This is a genomic window from Salinarimonas soli (assembly GCF_008386575.1).
GTDB lineage: Bacteria > Pseudomonadota > Alphaproteobacteria > Rhizobiales > Beijerinckiaceae > Salinarimonas_A > Salinarimonas_A soli.
In genome coordinates this window covers 20,052-42,502 of sequence record NZ_VUOA01000028.1, presented here as the reverse complement: position 1 = coordinate 42,502, position 22,451 = coordinate 20,052, and the positions used below count along the sequence as shown (strand labels likewise).

Below are 22,451 nucleotides of genomic sequence, written 5' to 3'. Positions count from 1 at the left end.
CGTAACGGCATGTCGTTCAGTAATGGGCGCTCCAGGGTTGAGTATTCGATTTTCCTCCAGCCGAAAGATGTCACCCGAATGCCTGGAAACAAGCCGATCCGCCAGGTCCGGGCGGCTCAGCTTCCCACGGCTGCGAGCGGGAGCGTCGGCTTGGCGCTGCCGGCGCCGCGCAGGAGCTCGAAGGCGGCCAGGATGGGTTTCGGGCGGCCCAGCAGGTAGCCCTGCGCCTCCAGGCAGCCGACCTGGCGCACGAGGTCGAGCTGGTCGGCAGTCTCCACGCCTTCCGCGGTCGCCGTCATCCCGAGCTCGTCGGCGAGGCCCACCACCGCTCCCACGATGGCGACGCAGTTCGAGCGGGTGGTCATCTCCCGCACGAAGGACTGGTCGATCTTGATCTTGTCGAAGGGGAAGCGGCGCAGATAGCTCAAGCTCGAATAACCCGTGCCGAAATCGTCGAGCACGAGGCGGGTGCCCAGGCCCCGCAGGCGCTCCAGCAGGGTGGCGATGCGCTCGTTGTCCTCCAGGAGCGCGGATTCCGTGATCTCCAGCTCCAGGCGGCGCGGGTCGAGACCCGAGCGCTGGAGCGCGGAGGCGACCGCGTCCACGATGTCGTCGGTGCGCAGCTGCACGGGCGAGAGGTTCACCGCGATTCGCACGTCGCCGGGCAGGCGCGCGGCGTCGGCGCAGGCGCGGTTGAGCACGAAGGCGCCGATCTCGCCGATCAGCTCCGTCTCCTCGGCGAGCGGGATGAACTCGGCCGGGCTCACGAGGCCCCGTTCGGGGTGCGGCCAGCGGATCAGCGCCTCGAAGCCGCAGACCCGGTCGGCCACGAGATCGAAGACGGGCTGATAGGCGAGCTCGAACTGCTCGGCGGCGAGCGCCGCGCGCAGGTCGCGCTCCAGCTCCAGCCGGGCGTAGAGCTTCGACTCGATGCCCGGCTCGAAGAAGCGGCTCACCCCGCGTCCGCTCGCCTTGGCCTCGTAGAGCGCCATGTCGGCGTTCTTCAGGAGGGTGTCGGCGTCGAGAGCGATGTCGGGCGTCGCCATGGCGATGCCGACGCTCACCCCCACCGTCACCTGGCGGCCGTCGAGGCCGTAGGGCGCGCTCAGGGACGCGATGATGCGCTCGCCGAGCCGCGCCGCCTCGGCGGGCAGGTCGGGCGAGAGGCAGGCGACCGCGAACTCGTCGCCGCCGAGCCGCGCCACGATGATCGAGTCGCCCAGGCACGCCCGCAGCCGGTTGCCCACGGCCTCCAGGAGCGCGTCGCCCACCGGGTGACCCAGGGTGTCGTTCACGTCCTTGAACTTGTCGAGGTCGAGATAGAGCAGGGCGAGGCCCTGGCCGCGGGTGCGCGAGGCGTGCAGCATCTCCTCGAGGCGGCTGCGGAAGAGGATGCGGTTGGGCAGCCGCGTCAGGGGATCGTGGTGGGCGAGGAAGCGGATGCGGCTCTCGGCGTGCTGCTGCTCGGTCACGTCCTCATAGATCGCCACGAAGCCGCCGTCGTCCATGGGGCGCTGCGTGATCGAGAGGGTCGCGCCGTCCGCGTCGCTGGTCTTGAAGGTGCCGTTGCGCTGCGCGAGCGTGAGGTCCTCCTGGCGGCGGCGGATGTCGTCCACGGTTCCCGCCTCCCAGATCCCGCGGGCCACGATGGCGCGGTAGACCTCGGCGACGTGGGTGCCCGGCGCCACGTCGGCCTCGGCGAGGCCGAACAGCTCCATGAAGCGGCGGTTGCAGACGATCACGTGCCGGCCCGCGTCGGCCATGAGCAGGCCGTGGGACATGTTGTTGAGCGCCGCGTCGAACAGGCGGTTCTGGTGGCGGGCGCGCTCGTTGGCGGCCTCGAGATCGCTCAGCGCGGTCTTGATCGGGGTGATGTCGGTGCGGGTGCCGACGATTTCGCCGCTCGCGGTGCGCCGCTCGGTGATGAGCACCCATCGGCCGTCCGGCAGGAGCCGCTCCATCGATCCCTGGCTCTCGCGGTGCCAGCCGATCATGTGATCGAGCCAGGCCTCGACGTCCGAGCCGATGTTCGGGTACTGGCCGAGGGCGGCGCCCTGGCGCAGCACGTCCTCGAAATGCGCGCCGACCTGGATGACCGGGGCGCTGACCGCGTAGAGCTCGCGGTATTTCTGGTTGCAGGTGACCAGGCGGTCGTCCGCGTCCCACATCACGAAGCCGTCGGACATGGCCTCGATCGCGTTCTCCAGGCGGGTGCTCGCGACGGCGCGCTCCCGCTCGAGCCGGCGCTGGCGCCGGAACGCGGCGTGAAGCGCGCCAGCGGAGGCGAGCACGAGGATCTCGGCCAGCAGGACCACGGCGAGGAGCCGGTCGCGGTCGCGTTTCCAGTCCGTCATCGCGGTCGCGGTCTCAAGGGTGAGGGCGACCGTGATGTCCTTGTAGAGCGAGGGGCGCGCGGCGGCGATCATCGGCGTCCCGGCGGGCGTGCCGGGCACCTCGACGGCCGTGCCGTCGCGGCTCAGGCGGCCGATGGCGGCGGGCTGGACCTTGCCGATCTGCAGCTCGTCGTGGGGGAGGCTCGCCAGGAGCGTACCGTCGTCCCGCTCCAGCATCACCCGCAATCCCGGCGCCTCGCCGGCCTCGGCGAGCAGCGTCCCGAGAGTGGAGAGCGGCACCTCGGCGACGGCGAGCAGTGTGTCGGCGCCCGGCAGGGAGACGGGGCGGGAGAGGAACAGCGCCCATTCGCCCGTGAGCGGGTTGCGCACGGGTCCGTTGACCGCGATGGCTCCCGTCCCGGGGCCCGTGGAGAGCTCCCCCGGATTGATGGGCAGGGCACGGCTGCGCGGGCGCGGGCGGGCGCTCGCCCAGACGGTGCCGTCGGGGCGGACGAGAAGGATGTCGCGGAAGGCGTAGGCCTGGAAGTTGAGGCCGCGCAGGAGGCGGTTCGCCGCCTCGGACGTGACGTCGCCGTTCGAGCGCGAGAGGGCGGTGATCAGCGTCGGCAGGCTCGCCAGGGCGATGTCGACCTGGAGGAGCTGCCGGTTGACCGTGCTCTCGACCACCCGGGCCGTGCGCTCCAGCGACACCTCCGCCGAGCGGTGCGCGGTGTGCCACGTCTTCTCGAGCACGAGGGTCGCGCCGCCCAGAAGCGTGACGGAGAGAAGGCCCGCGACGAGCGTGACGGAGGTGGCGAGGCGGCGTCCCTTGTTCATGGGCGCGATCCTCCGGCCAGGGGGCAAGTCCCCGCCGGGCGGGTCGTCCGGAGACCGGACGTCTTGGGGTAGGGGAGCGCCTGCACGATCATTCCGCCTTGAGCCGGATCCCGGCGCGCTCCGCCATGTGCTCGTTCCACACGGCGGCGCAATCGGTGCCGCAGCGGTCGAGCCAGCTCGGGAGCACCGCCTCGACGAGCAGGCGACGGCGGCGCGCCTCGTCTTCCGGGGTGACGGGAACCAGGGTCATCCGGCCCTGCCGCCCATCGCAGGCGGTCGTGCCGGCGTTGCAGGCGAGGCCGCGAGCGGTGTCGCGGTCGGCCGAGGTCCAGATGTCCTGCTCCAGGCGCGCGATGCCCGCGCGCAGCACATCGCGCAGGTCGGCGGGCAGGGCCTCCCAGGCGCTCCGGTTGGCGCCGAAGAAGGACAGGCCCCAGCTCAGCGCCATGGCGTGGATGTGGGTGGTGACCTCGGGCAGGCCGATCTCGTAGCCGCTGAGCGTTCCCGTGATCGCGCAGTCCACGACCCCCGTCGACACCGCGGACACGGTTTCGGCGAAGGGCACGAGCACGGGCACGCCGCCGAGCGCGCTCACGAGCTCGGACTGGCTCACGGAGGAGGTGCGCACGCGCCGTCCGGCGAGGTCGCTGAGGCCGCGAAAGGACTTGGCGCAATAAACCACCTGCGCCGGATAGGCGTAGACGCCGAGCAACTCGATGCCGTAGCGGTCCTTGAGGACGTCGCGCAGGTGCGGCCGGTAGGCCGCCACGGTCTCGCGCAGCACCTCGAAATTGGGGTTGAGGCCCGGCAGGTCGATGACGTTCAGCTCAGGCTCGTCGCCCGCCACAAGGGCGAGCAGGGCCGTGCCGAAGGGGACGACGCCGAGCTTCATGAGCTGGAGCATGTCCTGCGCCCGCAGGCCGCTGCGGTCGAAGGGGTGGACCGCCGCCGTGAGACGGCCGCCCGACATCTCCTCGAGCCGCTTCGTCCAGAAGGGCTCCTCGAACTGCCTGTACTGGCTGATGCCGGCAAGCCCGCCGACGATCTTGAGCCGAATGGGCTCCGCCGCGGCCGCGGGCGCTGCCGACAGGCCGAGGAGGACGGCCGCGAGCGCCAGCCAGCCACGCGAGCGCGCAGGCCGGCCGAGCCGCATGTCTCCAGCTCCTTGACGTGACGCCACCATGGTTCTCCGATCCGCCGCACCCGCACGCTCGCGGGGCGTCTTGGCTGCCAGGGGGGAGCCTATGCGCGAGGTGTTAATTTAATTTTCCGCGAGCCGGAACGAGTCGCGTAAAGATTGCCCGTCCGCCCCGGTTGAATACTGAAATCGACCGTCACGGGGCTCGCGGGCTCCCAATATCGAGGCCATACGCGACCTTACCAAACGTCATGCAACTTGGCCCCGGTACGTGATAACTCGGATGGCCGCCGGGGTTGTTCTGACGGCGCGCGCCAATGCCAGGCTCGACTTGCGCTCTTGCGGCTAGGTCCCGGCCCGGGCCCGTGATCGCGTCCGTAGTCGCACGGAGGCCGCTCGCCGTGGCATGTCGATTGCCAGGGGTGGAGGTCCCCAGAAGGGGCCCAAGGAGACCCCGGATCATGCCCTCACGTCGCGATATCCTGCTCGGCAGCCTCAGCTTGGGCGCCGCCAGCGCCTTCCATCCCCTCGCGGCGCGGGCGCAGGAGAGCGGCACGCTGCGCATCGGCATGACCGTGTCGGACATTCCGCTCCCCAACGGCCAGACCGACCAGGGCGCCGAGGGCATGCGGTTCATCGGCCTCACGGCGTTCGACGCCCTCATCCAATGGGACCTGTCGCGGGACGACCAGGCCTCGCGCCTCGTGCCGAACCTCGCCGTGTCCTGGGCCGTCGACCCGGCGGACCGGACCAAGTGGATCGTGAAGCTGCGTGAGAACGTGCGCTTCCACGACGGCTCGCCCTTCGACGCGGACGCGGTAGTGTGGAACTTCGACAAGCTCCTGCGGGAGGACGCGCCGCACTTCGACCGCCGGCAGGCGGGCCAGGGGCGCTCGCGCATTCCCTCGATCCGCGCCTATCGCGCCGTCGATCCTCTCACGGTTGAGTTCACCACGGCGGCGCCGAACGCGCTCACGCCCTACGAGCTCGCCTGGATCCAGATGTCCTCCCCGGCGCAATGGGAGAAGGTGGGGCGCAGCTGGGACGCCTTCCTGAAGGCGCCGTCGGGCACCGGCCCGTGGAAGGTCGAGCGCTACGTGCCCCGCGAGCGGGCGGAGCTTGCGGCGAACCGCGACTACTGGGATCCGGCGCGCCGGCCGAGGCTCGCACGGCTCGTCCTGCTGCCCATCCCGGAGGCAAATGCCCGAACGGCAGCCCTTCTGTCAGGTCAGGTGGATTGGATCGAGGCGCCGTCGCCCGACGCCCTGCCGCAATTGCGCGCCCGCGGGTTCCAGATCACGCAGAACGTCTACCCCCATAACTGGACCTGGCATTTCAGCCGCGTGCCGGGCTCGCCCTGGACGGATATCCGCATGCGCAAGGCCGCCAACCTCGCCGTCGACCGCGAGGGCATGGTGGCGCTGCTCGGCGGGCTGATGGTGCCGGCCAAGGGCATGGTGCCCCCCAACTCGCCCTGGTTCGGCAAGCCCGCCTTCGACGTGCGCCACGACGTCGACGCGGCGCGCAAGCTCATGGGCGAGGCGGGCGTCTCGAAGGGCAGCCCCGTCTCCGTGAAGGCGATCATCTCGCCCGCGGGCTCAGGGCAGATGCAGCCCCTGCCCATGAACGAGATGATCCAGGAGAACCTCGCCGAGATCGGCATCAAGGTCGATTTCGAGGTGATGGACTGGAACTCGCTCACCGATTCCTGGCGCGCGGGCGCCAAGGACCCGCGCTCGAAAGGCGCGCACTCCACGAACAGCTCCTATTTCAGCCAGGACCCGTTCACGGCCCTCATCCGCCACCTCGACTCGCGGCTCGCGCCGCCGCGGGGCACCAACTGGGGCTTCTACGAGGACCCGGTGCTCGACGGGCATTTCGACGCGATCCGGGCGAGCTTCGATCCGGAGAAGCAGGTGGAGGCGATCCGCCGGGCGCACGAGCGCTTCGTCGACGAGGCCCTGTTCCTGTTCGTGGCCCACGACGTGGCGCCCCGCGCGCTCTCGCCGAAGGTGCGGGGCTTCGTGCAGGCGCAGAACTGGTATCAGGACTTCTCGCCGATCAGCATGGGCTGACCCGGCGGGGTGAGCTCACGCGCGCTCGGGCCCGAGCGCGCGGCCGATGAGGCCCACCGAGAGCGCGGACTTGTCGATCTCGGCCACGTCCTGCGAGTAGCCGCCGGTGTAGAGCTTGCGGATCATCTGATCGCGCGCGGCGCCGGCGAGCTCGTAATGGAGGTGAAGGAAGTGCACCGCACCGTCGCCGGCCCGTCCGAGGCGGCGGCGACGGCGGGTGATCTGGCGAATCTCGGCGCGCAGGGGCTCGACGCCGTCCAGGGCGAGCGTCACGGAGGTGGAGGCGAACCGGGTGCCGATCGGCACCTGCACCACGGCCTTTCCTAAGCTGAGGCTCACGGCCCGGCCGGTGAGGCCGTCGAGGCCTGCGGGCTCGTCCGCCCGGAATGCGTCCGTGAACCGGCTCGGGCGCTCGAAGCAGATCAAGGCCGCGATGGTGAGGACGAGGGTGTTCACCCCCGTCCAATAGGCCGCCACGGTCGAGAAGCCGCGATCGGAGGCCTGCGCCCACTCGGGCACGATGTTGATGACGAGGCCCAGCGCGCTCACCGTGGTGAGGCCGGCGAGCCAGATGAAGGTGTAGCTGTCGAAGCTCCCCTCCTCGTTGCCGCTGCCCTTCGGGGTGACCTTGAAGGGCTTGCCGAAGGGACGCACGATGCTCGACAGAACCGTCGGCAGCATGCGGAAGGTCGAGAACGCCCCCACCGCGCTGGAGATCACGGGCAGGTAGCGCGTGGGCGTGATCCAGGTCATCAGCAGGAAATAGGCCGCGAGCACCGGCAGCTGGTGCGAGACGAGATCGCCCGCTTCCGTGAAGTGGAGCGGCGCGATCCCGCTCCAGAGATAGACCGCCGGCACGACGAGGATCCCGAAGCGCACGACATATTGCACGAGCCAGGACATCGGCAGGAACATGACCCGCTGGAACGGCGTCAGCCCGGGGCCGCGCAGGGGGCCGTTCCTGAGGTAGATCGTCTGGATGCCGCCCTGGCACCAGCGCTCGCGCTGGACGAAGTAGCCCTCGAGGTTCTCGGCCGCGAGCCCCATCGAGAGGCGCTCGTTGAGGTAGCGCGTCTTGAAGCCCTTGTTGAGCATCGACAGGGTGGTGAGGAGGTCCTCCGTGATCGACTCGGTGGGAAAGCCCCCGATCTCGTCGAGCGCGGCGCGCCGGTTGATCGAGCACGATCCGCAGCAGAAGCTCACGTCCCACGCGTCGCGGCTCGGCGCCATCTCGTCGAAGAACAGGCGCTGCTCGTCGGGCCACAGATGCTCCAGGCCGAGATTGGCCTGGACCGGGTCGGCGTTGAAGAAATGCTGCGGCGTCTGCACGATCCCGATGGTCGGATCGGAGAAGAAGGGCAGGGTGCGGCGCAGGAAGTTGCGGTAGGGCACGAAATCGGCGTCGAACACCGCCACGAAGTCGCCGGACGAGACCCCGAGGCCGTTGTTCATGTTGCCGGCCTTGGCGTGGGCGTTGTCGGGGCGCGTGACGTGGATCGCGCCCTTCTCCTCGCAATAGGCCCGCAGCCAGTCCCGGCGCTTGTCGTCGAGCACGTAGACCCGCAGCTTGTCGCGTGGGTAGTCGAGGGCGAGCGCCCCGACGATGGTCCGCTCCAGGACGTCGAGGGGCTCGTTGTAGGTGGGGATGAACACGTCGACCGTGGGCAGCCCGTCCTGGGCCTGAGCGAAATAGGCGGGCTCCAGGCGGTCGGCCTCGGCGCTGCGGTCCACGGACCGGCTCATGATCACGAGGAAGAGCAGGATGTCAGTGAAGGCGAGGAGCTCGACGCCGAACAGGAACCAGATCCAGTAGAAGCCGAAGCCCTCGTCGCTCGAGGCCGGCAGCACCGTATCGGTGAAGCGCCAGACAAGATAGCGCAACGCCACCGCGAGCACGACGGCGCAGGTCACGGCGCGCGCCGACGAGTCCCGCCGCGACCGCCCGAAGGTGAAGAGGAGGAAGGAGGCGACGAGGAGGGTCGGCGCCAGGCTTACGAGATGCTGAACCACAGGCTGCTCATCCAGCGCCGGAGGGGGAGGCTGCGGCTCTCGAAGCGCACCTGGACGGAGCGGCCGACCTGGCAATGATTGCCGAAATCTGTGTTGAGGTCCGACTGGTGCAGCGCGAGCCGGATGCGGGCGCTGCGGCCCTTGGCGGCGGGCGGGACGGCGGCGAGGGTGACCTCCTCGGTTGCGGCGGCGCTGCCGCGCACGGAGAGAACCTCCGCCGGAACCGTGGCGGACCGCCCGAGCAGGCGAACCTCGGCCGCGCGGCCGGGATAGATCTCGTCGTAATCGACCTCGGGCAGGAGGATGTCGACGAAGAGGTCGCGGCAATCGAGGAGGCGCACGAGCTCGTTGCCGAGCACCACGTTCGAGCCGCTCACCACGTTGTTGCGCCACACCACGCCCGTGAAGGACGACGAGAGCACGGCCGCCGTGAGGCTGCGCACGCGGGCGTCCTCCTCCCGGCGCTGCTCCTCGATCTGCGCCGCGCGGGTGAGGTTCTCGGCGATGCGGGTGTCGATGTCGGCGATGCGCACGCTCACCTCGTCCCCGCGCTGGCGGGAATAGGGCACGTCGTTCTGGCCGTCGCCGACGAACACGCCCCGGCGCACCGCCGCGAGCTTGTATTCGAGCTGCTCGATCTGGAGGCGGGTCACGTCGATCTGCCCCGTGGAGGTGATTTCGGCGGCGCGCGCCTGCTCCACGGCGCTTGCCGACACGATCCCCGAGCCGCCGAGCGTCTGGCGCCGGGTGAACTCGGACTGCGCCGCGATCTCCTGAGCCCGCGACACCTCGATCCGGCGACGCAGGATGGTGACCTCGCGCTCCAGGGTCTCGACCGTCGCGGCCTGGTAGGCCTCGAGCCGCTCGCCGAGGGTGGCGCGCAGCCGGACGAGCTCGTCGCGCTCGCGCACGAGGGCGTCGGCCCGCTCCCCGGCCGTCCTCGCCTCCGCGGCGAGGGAGGCGAGGACGGCGCGGTTGACGCGGTCGTTGCGGATGGACACCAGCGCCTGCCCGTCCGCCACGGGCGTGCCGACCTTGGCGGGCGTGAACTGGATCGTGCCGTCGATGGGCGCGCTCACCACGGCGACGCGGGCGTTCACGGTGCCGTCGAGGCTCGTATAGCCCTTCATGCCCGGCAGGAGCGCCAGGACGGCCACGCCGAACAGCAGGACGCCGACGAGGGAGCGGGTGGGTCGCGAATTGAGGAACATCGGCGCCGTCTCGACTACTCGGATCGCCGCACCGGACCGGCCGCAGCGACATGTCTCAACGGTATAGGGGGGAATGATCTACATCGAGTGTACGGGGTTTAGGTTCCCGGGTCTTTGCGGACGGGGTGAATGCTTCGTTTCGGGGATGGTGTGTATTGGCCGGGAAGGCCGATCCCCCTCCCCCTTGCGGGGAGGGGTTAGGGGTGGGGGTCGGGACGCGAGATCATGCCGTCACAGGATTGAGCTGTACGGACCTGCGCGCTCCCCACCTCACCGCCCGCTCCGACTTTGCGACCCCCACCCCCAGCCCCTCCCCACAAGGGGGAGGGGAGTCAGGCGGCCTGCGTCATGAGCAGCCCCGCCGCGTCCTCCGTCCTGATGCAGCGCGCGCGGTGGCCGGGGCCGACATCCAGGGCGGGCGGCGCGGCGGCGCGGCAGGCGTCCGCGGCGAGGGGGCAGCGGGGAGCGAAGGCGCAGCCCGGAGGGAGGTTCGCGAGGTCGGGCGGGGAGCCGGGGATGGCCTCCAGGCGGCTGCCCTTGGACAGGGCGCCGTGGGCGCGGCTTTTCAGGAGGCCGATCGTGTAGGGATGGCGCGGGGTGCGGATGAGGTCGCGGGCCGTGCCCTCCTCGACGATGCGGCCGGCATACATCACCGCGATCCGGTCCGCGACCTCGACCGCCGCGCCGAGATCGTGGGTCACGAACACGATGGAGAGGCCGAGATCGCGCTGGAGCTCGCGCAGCAGCAAGAGGATCTGGATCTGGACCGTGGCGTCGAGCGCGGTCGTCGGCTCGTCGGCGAGCAGGAGCTTCGGCCGGCAGGCGAGCGCCAGCGCGATCATCGCCCGCTGGCGCATGCCGCCCGACATCTCGTGCGGATAGGCGTCGAGGCGGCGCTCGGGCGAGGGGATGCGGACCCGCTCGAAGAGGGCGAGCGCCCGGGCGCGCGCATCCGCCTTCGAGACGCGCTCGTGGCGCCGGATCGCCTCCGTGATCTGGGCGCCGACCGTGTAGACCGGGTCGAGGGCAAGCAGCGGCTCCTGGAAGATCATCGCGGCCTCGGCCCCGCGATAATGGGTCAGCCGCGCGGAGGAGAGCCCCATCACGTCCTCGCCGGCGACCCGGATCGAGCCCTCCACGTGCGTCTTGCGCTCCGGGTTGAGGCGCATGAGCTGGCGCAGGGTCACGGACTTGCCGGACCCGGACTCGCCGATGAGCGCCATCACCTCGCCGCGCGCCAGCGTGAGGTCGACGCCGTCCACCGCGCGCACGGGCCTCGCGCCGCCCATGAACGTCACCTTGAGGTCGCGGACCTCGACGAGGGCGTCAGACATGGGCCGCCTCCGGGGTGGCGGGCGCGCGGGAATGGCCGGAGCCCGGCGGCAGCATGAGGCAGGCGGCGCGGTGCTTCGCGGACATCTCGAAGAGCGCCGGCTCGCGGGCGCTGCACACCTCTTCGGCGAACGTGCAGCGGGTATGGAAGCGGCAGCCTGGGGGCGGGTCGATGGGGCTCGGCGGATCGCCCGCCAGCGGCGCCTCCATGGTGCGGGCGTCCGGGTCGAGGGAGGGCATGGAGGAGAGAAGGGCCGCCGTGTAGGGGTGCCGCGGACGCTCGAACAAGGCCTCCGTCTCGCCGATCTCGGCGACCTGGCCGAGATACATCACCATCACCCGGTCCGAGATGAAGCGGACCACGTTGAGGTCGTGGCTGATGAAGACATAGGTCAGGCCGAACTCCTCCTTGAGGTCGAGGAGTAGGTTCAGCACCTGTGCCTCCACCGACTTGTCGAGGGCCGACACCGCCTCGTCGAGGATCACGAGGCGGGGCTCCAGCGCCAGGGCGCGGGCGATGTTCACCCGCTGGCGCTGGCCGCCGGAGAGCTCGTGCGGATAGCGATCGGCGAAGCGCGCGGGCTCGAGGCCGACACGGGCGAGCAGCGAGCGGGCGCGGGCGATCGCCTCGCGCTTCGGGACGCCGTGCACCCCGGGTCCGAAGGCGATCGAGGCCTCGACGGTGAGGCGCGGGTTCAGGGAGGAATAGGAGTCCTGGAACACCATCTGGACCTGGCGGCGATAGGCGCGCAGGGGCAGCGCCCGCGAGCCCACGCCCTCGCCGTCGAACAGGATCTCGCCCGCGTCGCCGTCGAGGAGCCCCATGAGGACCCGCGCCGTCGTGGACTTGCCGCAGCCGGACTCGCCGACGACGCCCAGGGTCTCGCCCTTCAGCACGTCGAAGCTCACCCGGTCGACGGCGCGGACCCGGCCGGCGCCCCGGCCGAACAGGCCTCCCTTGACGGAGAAGCCCTTGGAGAGGTCGCGCACGGTGAGGAGCGGCTGCCCCGGCCCGCCGCGATCCTCGTGCAGGGTGGCCGGGATCGAGAGGGTGCTCATTGCTTCACGTCCATGGCCGAGCGCAGGCCGTCGGAGAGGAGGTTGAAGGAGATCGACACGATGAAGATCATGAGGCCGGGCAGGGCCGCCACCCAGGGCTGGACGTAGATCGCCGTGCGCAGCGTGTTGAGCATGAGGCCCCATTCGGGCTCGGGCGGGCGCACGCCGAGGCCGAGGAACGAGAGGCCGGAGGCGAGGATCATCGAGACGCTGATGAGGCTCGTCGAATAGACGAAGATGGGCCCCAGCACGTTGCCGAGCACGTGGACGCGCAGGAGCGTGAGCGCGCCCGCCCCCGAGGCCCGGGCCGCCTCGACATAATCGCGAGAGCGAACCTGCGTGGTCACGGACTCGGCGATGCGGGCGATGGGCGGGATGAACACGATGGTGAGCGAGAGAAGCGCGTTGCCGAAGCCCGCGCCGAGCGCCCCCGACAGGGCCACCGCCAGGAGCACCGAGGGGAAGGCGTAGAAGATGTCGATGGTGCGCATCATCGCGGTGTTGACGCGCCCGCCCGCGAAGCCTGCCACGATGCCGATCGTGCCCCCGATGCCGAAGGCGAGCGCCACGGGGGTGATGCCCATGAGGAGCGAGTAGCGCGCGCCGAAGATGAGGCGCGAGAGCATGTCGCGCCCGAGCTCGTCCGTGCCCAGCGGATAGCCCGCCGTCCCGATCGGCCGCAGGCGCCGCAGCATGGAGGAGCGGTAGGGATCGGCGGGCGCGATGTATGGCGCGAGGATCGCGGCGAGGACGAACAGGAGCAGCACGATGGCGGCGCCCATGGCGACGGGATCGCGGCGCAGGCGGCGCCACACGGAGGTCCAGTAGCCCGTGGCCTGAGACGGCGCGGCGGCGGGGACGGGGAGGGCGGGGCTCCCCTCGAGGGCGGCGCTCATGGGGTCAGCTCCGCTGGACGCGAGGATCGAGAAGGCTCTGGATCACGTCGACCACGACGTTGAGCACGACGAAGAACAGGGCGAGCACCAGGATCGTGCCCTGGAGGAGCGGCAGGTCGCGCTGGAAGATCGCCGAGTTCAGGAGGAAGCCCGTGCCGGGCCACGAGAACACCGTCTCGATGAGGATCGAGCCGCCGAGCAGGTAGCCGAGCTGGAGGCCCATGACGGCGAGCGCCGTGGGGGCGGCGTTCTTCACCACGTGGCGGAACACGCCGAAGCCCGTCAGCCCCTTGGCCTTGAGGCCGGTGATGAAGTCCTGCGAGAGGATGTCGGCCACGAGCGCCCGCACCGTGCGGGCGACGATCCCCATGGGGATCACCGACATGGTGACGGCGGGCAGGACCATGTGCTGCACGTGCGCCCAGTCCCAGGCCCAGTCCGACGAGCCGCCGGGGCCGGCGCCCGTGGCGGGGAGCCAGCCGAGCTGCGACGAGAAGACGATCACGAGCACCATGCCGAGCCAGTAATGGGGCACGCTGACCCCCAGCACCGCGAGCATGGAGGCGAGCTTGTCCACCACGGAGTTGCGGAAATAGCCCGCCACGAACCCGAACAGGCCCCCTAAGAAGAAGCCGATGGCGGTGGCGAGCACCGCGAGGCGGAGCGTGTTGACCACCGCCCGCATCACCTCCGTCGCGACCGGCCGCCCCGACGCGATCGACGCGCCGAGATCGCCCTGGAGGGCACGCCCGATCCAGATCGCGAACTGCTCCGGGTAGGAGCGGTCGAACCCGTAGAGCGTCCGCAGCTGCCGCTGGAGGTCCGCCGAGGCGTCCGGCGGCAGGACCGAGCTCAAGGGATCGCCCGGCGCGATGTGCACCAGGGCGAAGCAGACGAGCGACACCCCGAGAAGGATGGGCAGGGTATAGAGGACGCGGCGGGCGAGGTAGGCGAGCATGGAACACCGTTGGGAATGCGTTCACCTCTCCCCGCCGCGCGGGGAGAGGGCCGAAAGCCCCCTCGCCGGGGCTTGAGGCGAGGGCGGCAGCCCGAAGGTCAGGGGGCGTGGACGGAGGAGCTCGACCCTCCAGACCCCCTCATCCCCGCTCGCCTTCAGCTCGCTTGCTTCGCCCGCCGTTCCGCCGGCGAAGCCCTCTCCCCGCCCGGCGGGGAGAGGTGTTACCTCACTCCATCGACATCGTCGCGATGTCGATGAACCAGCTGCGGGGCTGGACGACGCCCTTCACCTTCGGCGACATGGCGCGCGGGCCGACGTCGTGCGCAATCCACACGAAGGGGGCCTCCTCGACGATGCGGGCGTGGAGCTTCGCCAGCGCCTCGTCGCGAGCCTTGTCCTCGAAGCTCGTGCGCGCGGAGGCGATGAGCTCGTCGAACTCCGCGTTGCCGAAATAGCCCCAGTTGTTGGACACCGGCGGGAAGGTCTTCGTCGAGGTGAAGCGCACCATGGCGAAGAACGGGTCCATGGCCGCGAAGGACACGTTGATGGCGTTGGCGCCGCGCGCGCTCGGATCCTTGGCGCCCTGGCGCCAGTTCGTGAACAGGGTGTTCCACTCGATCACGTCGAGCTCGACGTCGAAGAAGCAGTCCTTGAGCGCCTGCTGGGCGTACTCGTTCATGGGGATGGGCTGCATCTGGCCCGAGCCCGAGGCGGAGGTCTGGACCTTCACCTTCAGGGGCTTGGCGGCCGAGTAGCCCGCCTCCTGCATAAGCTTCTTCGCCCCGGTCGGGTCGTACTTGATGTCGAACCCCGGGTTGCCCCACCAGGGATGGCCGGGGCCCACCGTGCCCTTGGGCTCGGCCATGAGGCCACCGAGCAGCTCCTTCATCTCCGTGCGGTTGATGCACAGGTTCGCGGCCTGGCGCACGCGCTTGTCGAGCCAGGGCGAGCCCTCGGTGAAGGAGAGCTGCCACGGCCACACGTGCGGCTGGGCGTTCTGGTACATGACGAAGCCGCGGCTCTTGATCTGCGCCACGGCATCGGGAGCGGGCGCCTCGATCCAGTCGACCTGTCCGCCGAGCAGCGCGGCGGTGCGGGCGTTCGCCTCGGGCAGGGGCAGCATGACCACGCGGTCGATCTTCGGCCGGCGCGCCTCGTCCCAATAGGCGGGGTTCTTGGCGAGCTCCAGCCGCTCGCGGGGCACGAAGCGGGTGACGCGGAAGGGGCCCGAGCCCGACGGATCGGATGCGAAGGCGGTCCAGGCCTGCTTGGCGCGCTCGGCCGGGTCGGTCACCGAGGCCGGCACGGCGGCGAGCTTCGCCTCCCAGTGCTTGGGCGAGGCCATGAACAGGTTGGTGAGGTTGATGGGCAGGAACGAGTCGGGCTCGGAGGTGACGAGCTCGACGGTCATGTCGTCGATCTTGCTCGCGGAGCGCAGGGTCGGCATGCGCGAGGCCGTGACGCCGACCTGGCTCGCGTCGAAATGCGGGGCCTGCTTGTCGAGCACCTTTTGGACGTTCCAGACCACCGCGTCGGCATCGACCGGCGACCCGTCGTGGAACTTGACGCCCGGCCGCAGGCGGAAGGTCCACTTCGTCTTGTCCGCGTCGTTCACCTTCCACTCGGTGGCAAGGCCCGGGATCAGGATCGAGGGCGCGTCGGCCTTGGAGAGGTCCCAGTGAGTGAGAGCGTCGTAGATCGGGATGCCGGTGAAGCGGTTGCCTTCGAAGCCCTGGTCGGGCTGCCCGAGGGTGCGGGGGATGTCGGCGGCCGTCATGCCGATCCGTAGGGTCTTCTCCTGGGCCAGGGCGGCGGTCGCGAGGCCCGTCCCGAGGGCGAGCGCGAGGGTCAAGGCTTTGAGGCTGGTGGTCATCGGTCTCTCCCTGTGGGCGACCTCGTCGCCCGGTTCTTGCAAGGACCCGGAGCAACGGACGTGCCAATCGAGGCTGGCCCAGGGCTTCGCCTCACTGCCGTAACGGCATGTGTGCGCAAGGTTTAGGCAGGGTGCCCCCAAAGAGGCAGGCGGGCGCCGACGGGACGAGGACGATGCGGATTCTGCTCATCAACCCGAACACCACCCCCGCCGTGACGGATCTCGTGGCGGCGCATGCCGGCGCGCTCGCTCCGCCCGGGGTGAGGATCGACGCCGTCACGGGGCGTTTCGGCGCGCGCTACATCTCGAGCCGCGCCGCCGCGGCCGTGGCGGGGCACGCCGCCCTCGACGCGCTCGCCGAGCACGGCGCCGATCAGGATGCCGTGTGCCTCGCCTGCTTCGGCGATCCGGGGCTCCTCGCCCTCAAGGAGATGTCGCCCGTGCCGGTGGTGGGCATGGCGGAGGCGTCGTGCCAGGCCGCGGCCGGCCTGGCCGACCGCTTCGCCATCGTCACGGGGGGCGTGCTCTGGGGACCGATGCTCACCGAGTTCGTGGCCGCCCTCGGCCTCTCCGACCGCCTGAGCGGCGTCCACACGGTGGCGCCCACCGGCGGCGAGATCGCCCGCGACCCGGACGGCGCCCTCGACATGCTGGCCCGCGCCTGCCGGGACGCCGCCGCGGCGGGGGCCGGTGCCGTGGTGCTCGGGGGCGCCGCGCTCGCTGGGCTCGCCGGGCGAATCGCGGACCGCGTGCCCGTCCCCGTGCTCTGCTCCACCGGCACGGCCGTCGAGGCGACGATCCGGGCCGCCGCCGCGCGCTCCGGCCCCGTCGCCCGCCGTGCGCCGCCCGTGGAGGCGATCGGCCTGTCGCAGGCCCTGACCCGGGCGCTGGGATGAAACTTAGCGGCGCGGGAGCAGGCCGCCGTGGCGGGCGGAGCGGATGTCACGGGCCCGCGCGATGTCCTGCTCGGCGTCGGCGGCGAGGCGTCCATAACGCTCCACCTGCCAGGCATAATAGCGGCGTGCCAAGGGGTTGCGCGTGGTTTCGCACAATTCACGGTAACGGGCGAGCTTGCGCGCGAAGCGCGGCAGGAAGCGCTGGGCCGCAAGACCTGTCGCGATCTCGCCCTCCTCGATCACGCGCCGCAGCTCCGCATGATGGCTCATGACATGGCTCCCCGTTTGTTGCCGCAACGTAACACGGGAGCCCGCCGGCCCGGTCTGCGGCGAAGGACCGCCCCGGCCTCACGGGCGGGCTTGCCCTCCGGCCTCGGGCGCCGCAAAGCTCCGCGCCGCATGCAGCGCCGGAGGACATCATGAGCACCCCGCACCCCTGGACGAGCGTTCCCCGGCACCGTCCCGGCCGCCCCTCGGCGGAGCGCTGAGCCCATGCGCTGTTCCCTCGCGTCCGTGAACGGGATCGACCTCGCCTACACGATCGCCGGAGCGGGGCCGCCCCTGGTGCTCGTCCACGGCTTCGCCTGCGGGCGCCGGATGTGGGTGCACCAGCTCCGCGACCTCGCCCGCGACCACACGGTGATCGCCTACGACCAGCGCGGCCACGGCCTGTCGGGAGCGCCGGAGCGGGCTGAGGGCTACTCGCCAGGTCATCTCGGGCGCGATCTCGCGGGGCTCCTCGATCATCTCGGGATCGAGCGCTGCCACCTCGTCGGTTTTTCCCTCGGGGGCGGGCCCGCTTTGGGCTTCGCGCTCGCAAAACCCGAGCGGGTGGCCTCGCTTGTCCTCGCCGACGTAGGGGCGGGGGCGGAGAGCCCCATGCTCATGACCTCCACGGCCCGGCGCTGGGGCATGGTGGGGCGCGAGAGCGGCGCGGAGGTGCTCGCCGAGGAGATGCTGCGGGGCGAGTTCTTCAAGGCCTACGCCTCCCGCGACCCGCGTGCCCGCTGCCACATGCGCGCCCTCATCCGCTCCACGCCCCTCCACGGCGTGCTGCACACGCTCTCCGAGGTATTGGCCAAGCGCACCTCGCTGTTTCGCATGACGGGCGCCCTGCGGGGGCTTCGTGTGCCCACCCTGGTGCTGCGCGGCGACGCCGACCAGGTCTGCCGCGCCGCCTCGAAGCTGCTCGCCACGACGATCCCCGGCGCCCGGGAGCTCACCTTGGCCGGCATCGGCCACATGGCGCCGCTGGAGGCGCCGGCGGCTTTCAACGCGGCCGTGAGGGAGCATGCCGGGCGGCATCCGATCGGCGGCTGAGGGCGGGGCAGGGGACCTGCCCCTCCGGGATCCCCCCTAGCCGGCCATTGATCCCGATCAAGGCCCCACACCCCCGCGCGGCCTAGGGTCCGGCCTTCCACAGGGTCGAGATCCCCCGTCATGACCGCCGCCGCGCCCGACGACGTCCCGCTCTACGAGAGCCGCAAGGCGATCTACCCGCAAGCCGTCCGCGGCCGCTTCCGCACGATCAAGTGGGCCATCATGGCCCTGACGCTTGGGGTCTATTACCTGCTGCCCTTCGTGCGCTGGAACCGGGGACCGGGTGCGCCGGACCAGGCGGTGCTGCTCGATTTCCCCGGCCGCCGGTTCTATTTCTTCTTCATCGAGATCTGGCCGCAGGAGGTGACCTACATCGCGGGTCTCCTGATCCTTGCCGCGCTCGCCCTCTTCCTCATGAACGCGGTCGCGGGCCGCATCTGGTGCGGCTATCTCTGCCCCCAGACCGTGTGGACCGACCTGTTCATGGCCGTGGAGCGCGTGATCCAGGGCGACCGGCGCGACCGCATGCGCCTCGACGCGGCGCCCTGGACGCCCCGCAAGGTCGGGCTCAAGCTCGCGACCCACGCGGCCTGGCTCGTGATCGCCTGGTGGACCGGCGGCGCCTGGGTGCTCTACTTCGCCGACGCGCCGACCCTGGTGTGGCAGCTCGCCACCGTCCAGGCGCCCCTCGTGGCCTATGCCTGGATCGCGATCCTCACCGGCACCACCTACCTGCTGGCCGGCCACATGCGCGAGCAGGTCTGCACCTATATGTGCCCCTGGCCCCGCATCCAGGCGGCGCTCACCGACGAGCAGGCCCTCACCATCACCTACCGGTACGATCGCGGCGAGCCGCGCGGCTCGGTGAAGAAGAACGCTGCCCTGAAGGAGGCCGGCGAGCCCGCGGGCGACTGCGTCGACTGCATGGCCTGCGTGTTCGCTTGCCCCCACGAGGTCGACATCCGCAACGGGCTCCAGGTCGACTGCATCCAGTGCGGCCTGTGCATCGACGCCTGCGACACGGTCATGCGCCGCATCGGCCGGCCCGAGGGCCTCATCGGCTACGACACGGACGTGAACGTGGAGCGCCGGGCGGCAGGCCTCGCCCCCGAGCCCGTCCGCGTGGTCCGCCCCCGCACGGTGCTCTACGCCGCACTCATCGTGGGCGTAGGTGGCCTCATGACGTGGTCGCTGCTCGGCCGCTCCTCGCTCGCCGTGAGCTCGGTCCACGACCGCAACCCCGTCTTCGTCCGCCTCTCCGACGGCACCGTCCGCAACGCCTACACGGTGCGGGTGATGAACAAGGCGCACGAGGAGCGCGTCCTCACCCTGGAGGTGGCCGGCCTTGCCCAGGCGCAGATCGACGCCGTCGGGGCCGAGATCGCGGAGGCCGCGCGCCTGCGGGTGCGCGTCGAGCCGGACCAGACCCGCGAGCTTCGCGTCCTCGTCACGGCGCCGCGCGGCACCACCGGCTCCCACGACATCACCTTCCTCGTCACCGATCCCGCCGGATCCGACCGGGCGCTCGCGGGCGACCACTTCGTCGGCCCCAAGGACTGACCCCGCCACACCGATAGGAGACAGGGCCATGACCTCCCCCGCACGGCTCGAGACCGCCCCCGCCCCAGGACGCCCCATCACCGGGCGCATGGTCTTCGCCGCCTTCGTCCTGTTCTTCGGGACGATCATCGCGGTCAACACGGTCATGCTCCGCCTCGCCACCTCGACCTTTCCGGGGCTGGAGACGGACAGCGCCTATCGCGAGGGCCAGCGCTTCAACGCCGAGACCCTGGCGGCTCAGGCGCAGGCCGCCCGCGGCTGGCGCGTGGAGGCGTCCATCGTTCGCGACGCCCATGGCCGCGCGCACGTCGCCGTCTCGGCCGCCGAGAGCGGCGGCGCGGCGCTGAGCGACCTGACGGGCACCCTGCGCCTGTCGCACCCCACCGACCGCCGGCGCGACCGCACGGGCGACCTCGTGCTCGCGGGCGCCGGCCGCTACGAGGCCTCCCTCGACGATGTCGGCACTGGTCAATGGACCGTGGTGATCACGTTCGAGCGCGGGGGCGAGCGCCTCTTCCTGTCGCGCACCCGCGCCATGGTCGAGTGAGCGCCATGACGGACCGGATCGACTACTCGGCCTTCGTGCGCCGGGACGGGGAGGGCGGCGCGGCGCTCGAGCTCGCCATGGACGGCGTCACCTGCGCGGCCTGCATCGGCGACATCGAGCGCGGCGTCGCCTCCGTGCCGGGCCTGGGCTCCGCCCGCCTCAACTACACGCTCCGCCGCCTGACCCTGCGCTGGGAGGGCGAGGCGTGCGATCCCCACGCTGTCGTGGAGCGCCTGGAGCGGCTCGGCTACAAGGCCTATCCCTTCACCCGTTCGCGGGAGGAGGAGATCGAGGCCGCCGAGATGCGGTGGCTGCTGCGCTGCGTCGGCGTCGGCGCCTTCGCCACCATGAACGTGATGCTGCTCTCGGTGTCCGTGTGGTCGGGCAACGCCACCGACATCGATCCCGAGACCCGCGACCTCTTCCACTGGATCTCGGCGCTGATCGCGATCCCCGCCATCGCCTATGCGGGCCAGCCGTTCTTCCTGGGCGCCTGGCGCTCCATCCGCGCGCGGGCCATGACCATGGACGTGCCGATCTCGCTCGGCGTCTGCCTCGCCATCGCGCTCTCCCTCTACGAGACCCTGCACTCGCAGAGCCACGCCTATTTCGACTCCGCCGCGATGCTGCTCACCTTCCTCCTCGCCGGCCGCGCCCTCGACGGGATGATGCGCCGCAAGACGCGGGCGGTGGCGGGCAACCTCCTGGCGCTGCGGGGCGAGATCGCCCGGCGGGTCGACCCGGACGGATCCGTGGTCGAGGTACCGATCCTCGCCATCAAGCCGGGCGACCACGTGCTCGTGCGCCCGGGCGACCGCGTGCCCGTGGACGGTGTCGTGACCGAGGGGGCCTCGCAGATCGACGCGAGCCTCGTCACGGGCGAGACCCTGACGCAGGCCGTCGGGGTCGATGGCGAGGTCCATGCCGGCACCCTCAACATCGGCGGCACGCTCACGATCCGGGCTGCCCAGGCCGCCGAGAACTCCCTTGTGGCGGAGGTGAACCGTCTCATGGACGAGGCCCTGGCCTCGCGCTCCACCTACGTGCGCATCGCGGATCGCGCGGCCCGGCTCTATTCGCCCGTCGTCCATTGCGCGGCCCTCATGACGGCGATCGGCTGGCTCGCCATGGGAGCCGGGCCCCACATGGCGATCGTCACCGCCATCGCGGTGCTCATCATCACCTGCCCCTGCGCCTTAGGGCTCGCGGTCCCGGCCGTGCAGGTGGTGGCGTCGGGCGCCCTGTTCCGCTCCGGCGTGCTCCTCACTGCGGGAGACGGCATCGAGCGGATCGCGGCCTGCGACACGGTCGTGCTCGACAAGACCGGCACGCTCACCTCTCCCGAGGCGCGGGTCACGAACCGGGCCGCGATCGACGCCGATCTGCTGACGCTCGCCACCCGGCTCGCCCTCTCCTCCAGCCATCCGCTCGCCCGCGCGGTGGCGCGGGACGGGGCGGCGCTCGCGCCCGTGCCCGGCGCCGTGGAGGAGCCCGGCCGCGGCATCCGGGCGATCGTCGACCGCCTGGAGGTGCGCCTCGGCAGCGCCGAGTTCTGCGACGCGGCGCTCGAAACTGCCATCGCGCTTGCGGGCGAACCCGACGCGACGCCCATCGTGGTGCGCCGGGGCGCGGAGAGCGCCGTGCTCCTGGTCCGCCAGGCGCTCAAGGACGATGCCCGCGAGACCGTAGCGGCCCTCAAGGCGTTGGGCCTGACCGTGCTCGTGGTCTCCGGCGACCGGGAGGGGCCGGTCCGCCGCGCGGCCGAGGCCATCGGCGTCGCGGCCTGGCGCGCCGGCTGCCGTCCCGGCGACAAGGTGGCGATCCTGGAGGGCCTGAAGCGCGAGGGGCGCCGGGTGCTCATGGTGGGCGACGGGCTCAACGACGCGCCGGCGCTCGCCGCCGCCCACGCCTCGCTCTCGCCGATCCAGGCCTCCCACGCCGCGCAAGGGTGCGCCGACGCGCTCCTGCTCGGCGAGCGGCTGCGCCCGGCCCTCGACGCCGTGCGCCTGTCGCGCCGCGCCCTCGGGCTGATGCGGCAGAACCTCTGGATCTCGGTGGCCTACAACCTCGTCGCCGTGCCCCTCGCGGTGGCGGGCTTCGTCACGCCCCTCGTCGCGGCCGCCGCCATGTCGGGCTCCTCCGTCATCGTCACCCTCAACGCCCTGCGGGCCCAGGCCGGCACGGGCGCCCGGCCGCAGCCCGCCGCGCCGCGCGGCTTGCCTGAATTGCGGGAGGCTCATTCATGAACGTGCTCCTGTTCCTGCTCCCCGTCGCCCTGTCCCTCGGCCTCGCGGGCCTCGGCGGGTTTCTCTGGTCGCTCAAGAGCGGGCAGTACGACGACCTGGAGGGCTCGGCCCTGCGTGTGCTGGAGGATGACGACCTCGGGAAATAGGGTGACCCCGCGCC

General features: G+C 71.1%; 17 protein-coding genes. 7 read left to right on the top strand and 10 right to left on the bottom strand.

The features are described from left to right. Window positions 1–116: 116 nt before the first annotated feature. Together F0L46_RS15415 and F0L46_RS15410 are read right to left on the bottom strand one after the other, a co-directional pair. On the bottom strand, window positions 117–3,170 hold the full coding sequence (locus F0L46_RS15415) for a bifunctional diguanylate cyclase/phosphodiesterase (protein WP_149819103.1): 3,054 nt from the start codon (window positions 3,168–3,170) through the stop codon (window positions 117–119). Window positions 3,171–3,258: 88 nt separating this feature from the next. Beyond that, the gene (locus F0L46_RS15410) at window positions 3,259–4,323 is read right to left on the bottom strand and encodes a TRAP transporter substrate-binding protein (RefSeq protein ID WP_149819101.1); all 1,065 of its coding nucleotides are present in this window, start codon (window positions 4,321–4,323) and stop codon (window positions 3,259–3,261) included. 446 nt (window positions 4,324–4,769) lie between these two features. Here F0L46_RS15410 and F0L46_RS15405 point away from each other — a divergent pair, with 446 nt between their 5' ends. Continuing rightward, a complete protein-coding gene (locus F0L46_RS15405) occupies window positions 4,770–6,383 on the top strand; it encodes an ABC transporter substrate-binding protein (protein WP_149819099.1) in 1,614 nt (537 codons plus the stop codon). Window positions 6,384–6,398: 15 nt separating this feature from the next. On the opposite strand, the gene F0L46_RS15400 is transcribed toward F0L46_RS15405, so the two are convergent. From F0L46_RS15400 to F0L46_RS15370, 7 genes are all read right to left on the bottom strand, one after another. Then, complete coding sequence (locus F0L46_RS15400) at window positions 6,399–8,393, bottom strand: glycosyltransferase family 2 protein (RefSeq protein ID WP_149819097.1); 1,995 nt, start codon at window positions 8,391–8,393, stop codon at window positions 6,399–6,401. After that, complete coding sequence (locus F0L46_RS15395; RefSeq protein WP_149819095.1) at window positions 8,375–9,604, bottom strand: HlyD family secretion protein; 1,230 nt, start codon at window positions 9,602–9,604, stop codon at window positions 8,375–8,377. The genes F0L46_RS15400 and F0L46_RS15395 overlap by 19 nt, the downstream gene beginning before the upstream one ends. 332 nt (window positions 9,605–9,936) lie before the next feature. Then, on the bottom strand, window positions 9,937–10,938 hold the full coding sequence (locus F0L46_RS15390; protein ID WP_149819093.1) for an ABC transporter ATP-binding protein: 1,002 nt from the start codon (window positions 10,936–10,938) through the stop codon (window positions 9,937–9,939). Continuing rightward, complete coding sequence (locus tag F0L46_RS15385; protein ID WP_149819091.1) at window positions 10,931–11,995, bottom strand: ABC transporter ATP-binding protein; 1,065 nt, start codon at window positions 11,993–11,995, stop codon at window positions 10,931–10,933. Before F0L46_RS15385 ends, F0L46_RS15390 begins: the two co-directional genes overlap by 8 nt. Next, window positions 11,992–12,891 (bottom strand): ABC transporter permease, encoded by a 900-nt coding sequence (locus tag F0L46_RS15380; RefSeq protein WP_149819089.1) that lies wholly within the window; start codon window positions 12,889–12,891, stop codon window positions 11,992–11,994. The genes F0L46_RS15385 and F0L46_RS15380 overlap by 4 nt, the downstream gene beginning before the upstream one ends. A gap of 4 nt (window positions 12,892–12,895) precedes the next feature. Further along, a complete protein-coding gene (locus tag F0L46_RS15375; protein ID WP_149819087.1) occupies window positions 12,896–13,849 on the bottom strand; it encodes an ABC transporter permease in 954 nt (317 codons plus the stop codon). A 226-nt stretch (window positions 13,850–14,075) separates the two neighbouring features. After that, window positions 14,076–15,722, bottom strand: coding sequence for an ABC transporter substrate-binding protein (locus F0L46_RS15370; protein WP_149819085.1), 1,647 nt, complete (start codon window positions 15,720–15,722; stop codon window positions 14,076–14,078). A 173-nt stretch (window positions 15,723–15,895) separates the two neighbouring features. On the opposite strand from F0L46_RS15370, the gene F0L46_RS15365 reads away from it, so the two are divergent. Continuing rightward, window positions 15,896–16,618: an aspartate/glutamate racemase family protein gene (locus tag F0L46_RS15365; RefSeq protein ID WP_149819083.1), complete on the top strand. Its 723-nt coding sequence runs from the start codon at window positions 15,896–15,898 to the stop codon at window positions 16,616–16,618. A gap of 3 nt (window positions 16,619–16,621) precedes the next feature. Here the strand turns inward: F0L46_RS15365 and F0L46_RS15360 are convergent, their stop codons facing one another. Then, on the bottom strand, window positions 16,622–16,888 hold the full coding sequence (locus F0L46_RS15360) for a hypothetical protein (RefSeq protein ID WP_149819082.1): 267 nt from the start codon (window positions 16,886–16,888) through the stop codon (window positions 16,622–16,624). 222 nt (window positions 16,889–17,110) lie between these two features. Between F0L46_RS15360 and F0L46_RS15355 the strand changes: the two genes are divergently transcribed. The 5 genes from F0L46_RS15355 to ccoS all read left to right on the top strand — a co-directional run bounded on the left by F0L46_RS15355 (window position 17,111) and on the right by ccoS (window position 22,437). Then, a complete protein-coding gene (locus F0L46_RS15355) occupies window positions 17,111–17,938 on the top strand; it encodes an alpha/beta fold hydrolase (protein ID WP_149819080.1) in 828 nt (275 codons plus the stop codon). Between the two features lie 120 nt (window positions 17,939–18,058). Next, a complete protein-coding gene (ccoG, locus tag F0L46_RS15350) occupies window positions 18,059–19,498 on the top strand; it encodes a cytochrome c oxidase accessory protein CcoG (protein ID WP_149819078.1) in 1,440 nt (479 codons plus the stop codon). Window positions 19,499–19,526: 28 nt separating this feature from the next. After that, a complete protein-coding gene (locus F0L46_RS15345; protein WP_149819076.1) occupies window positions 19,527–20,045 on the top strand; it encodes a FixH family protein in 519 nt (172 codons plus the stop codon). Window positions 20,046–20,050: 5 nt separating this feature from the next. Next, window positions 20,051–22,291 (top strand): heavy metal translocating P-type ATPase, encoded by a 2,241-nt coding sequence (locus F0L46_RS15340; protein ID WP_149819074.1) that lies wholly within the window; start codon window positions 20,051–20,053, stop codon window positions 22,289–22,291. After that, entirely contained in the window at window positions 22,288–22,437 is a 150-nt protein-coding gene (gene ccoS / locus F0L46_RS15335; RefSeq protein ID WP_149819072.1) for a cbb3-type cytochrome oxidase assembly protein CcoS, read from the top strand. The genes F0L46_RS15340 and ccoS overlap by 4 nt, the downstream gene beginning before the upstream one ends. The last annotated feature ends 14 nt before the right edge of the window (window positions 22,438–22,451 follow it).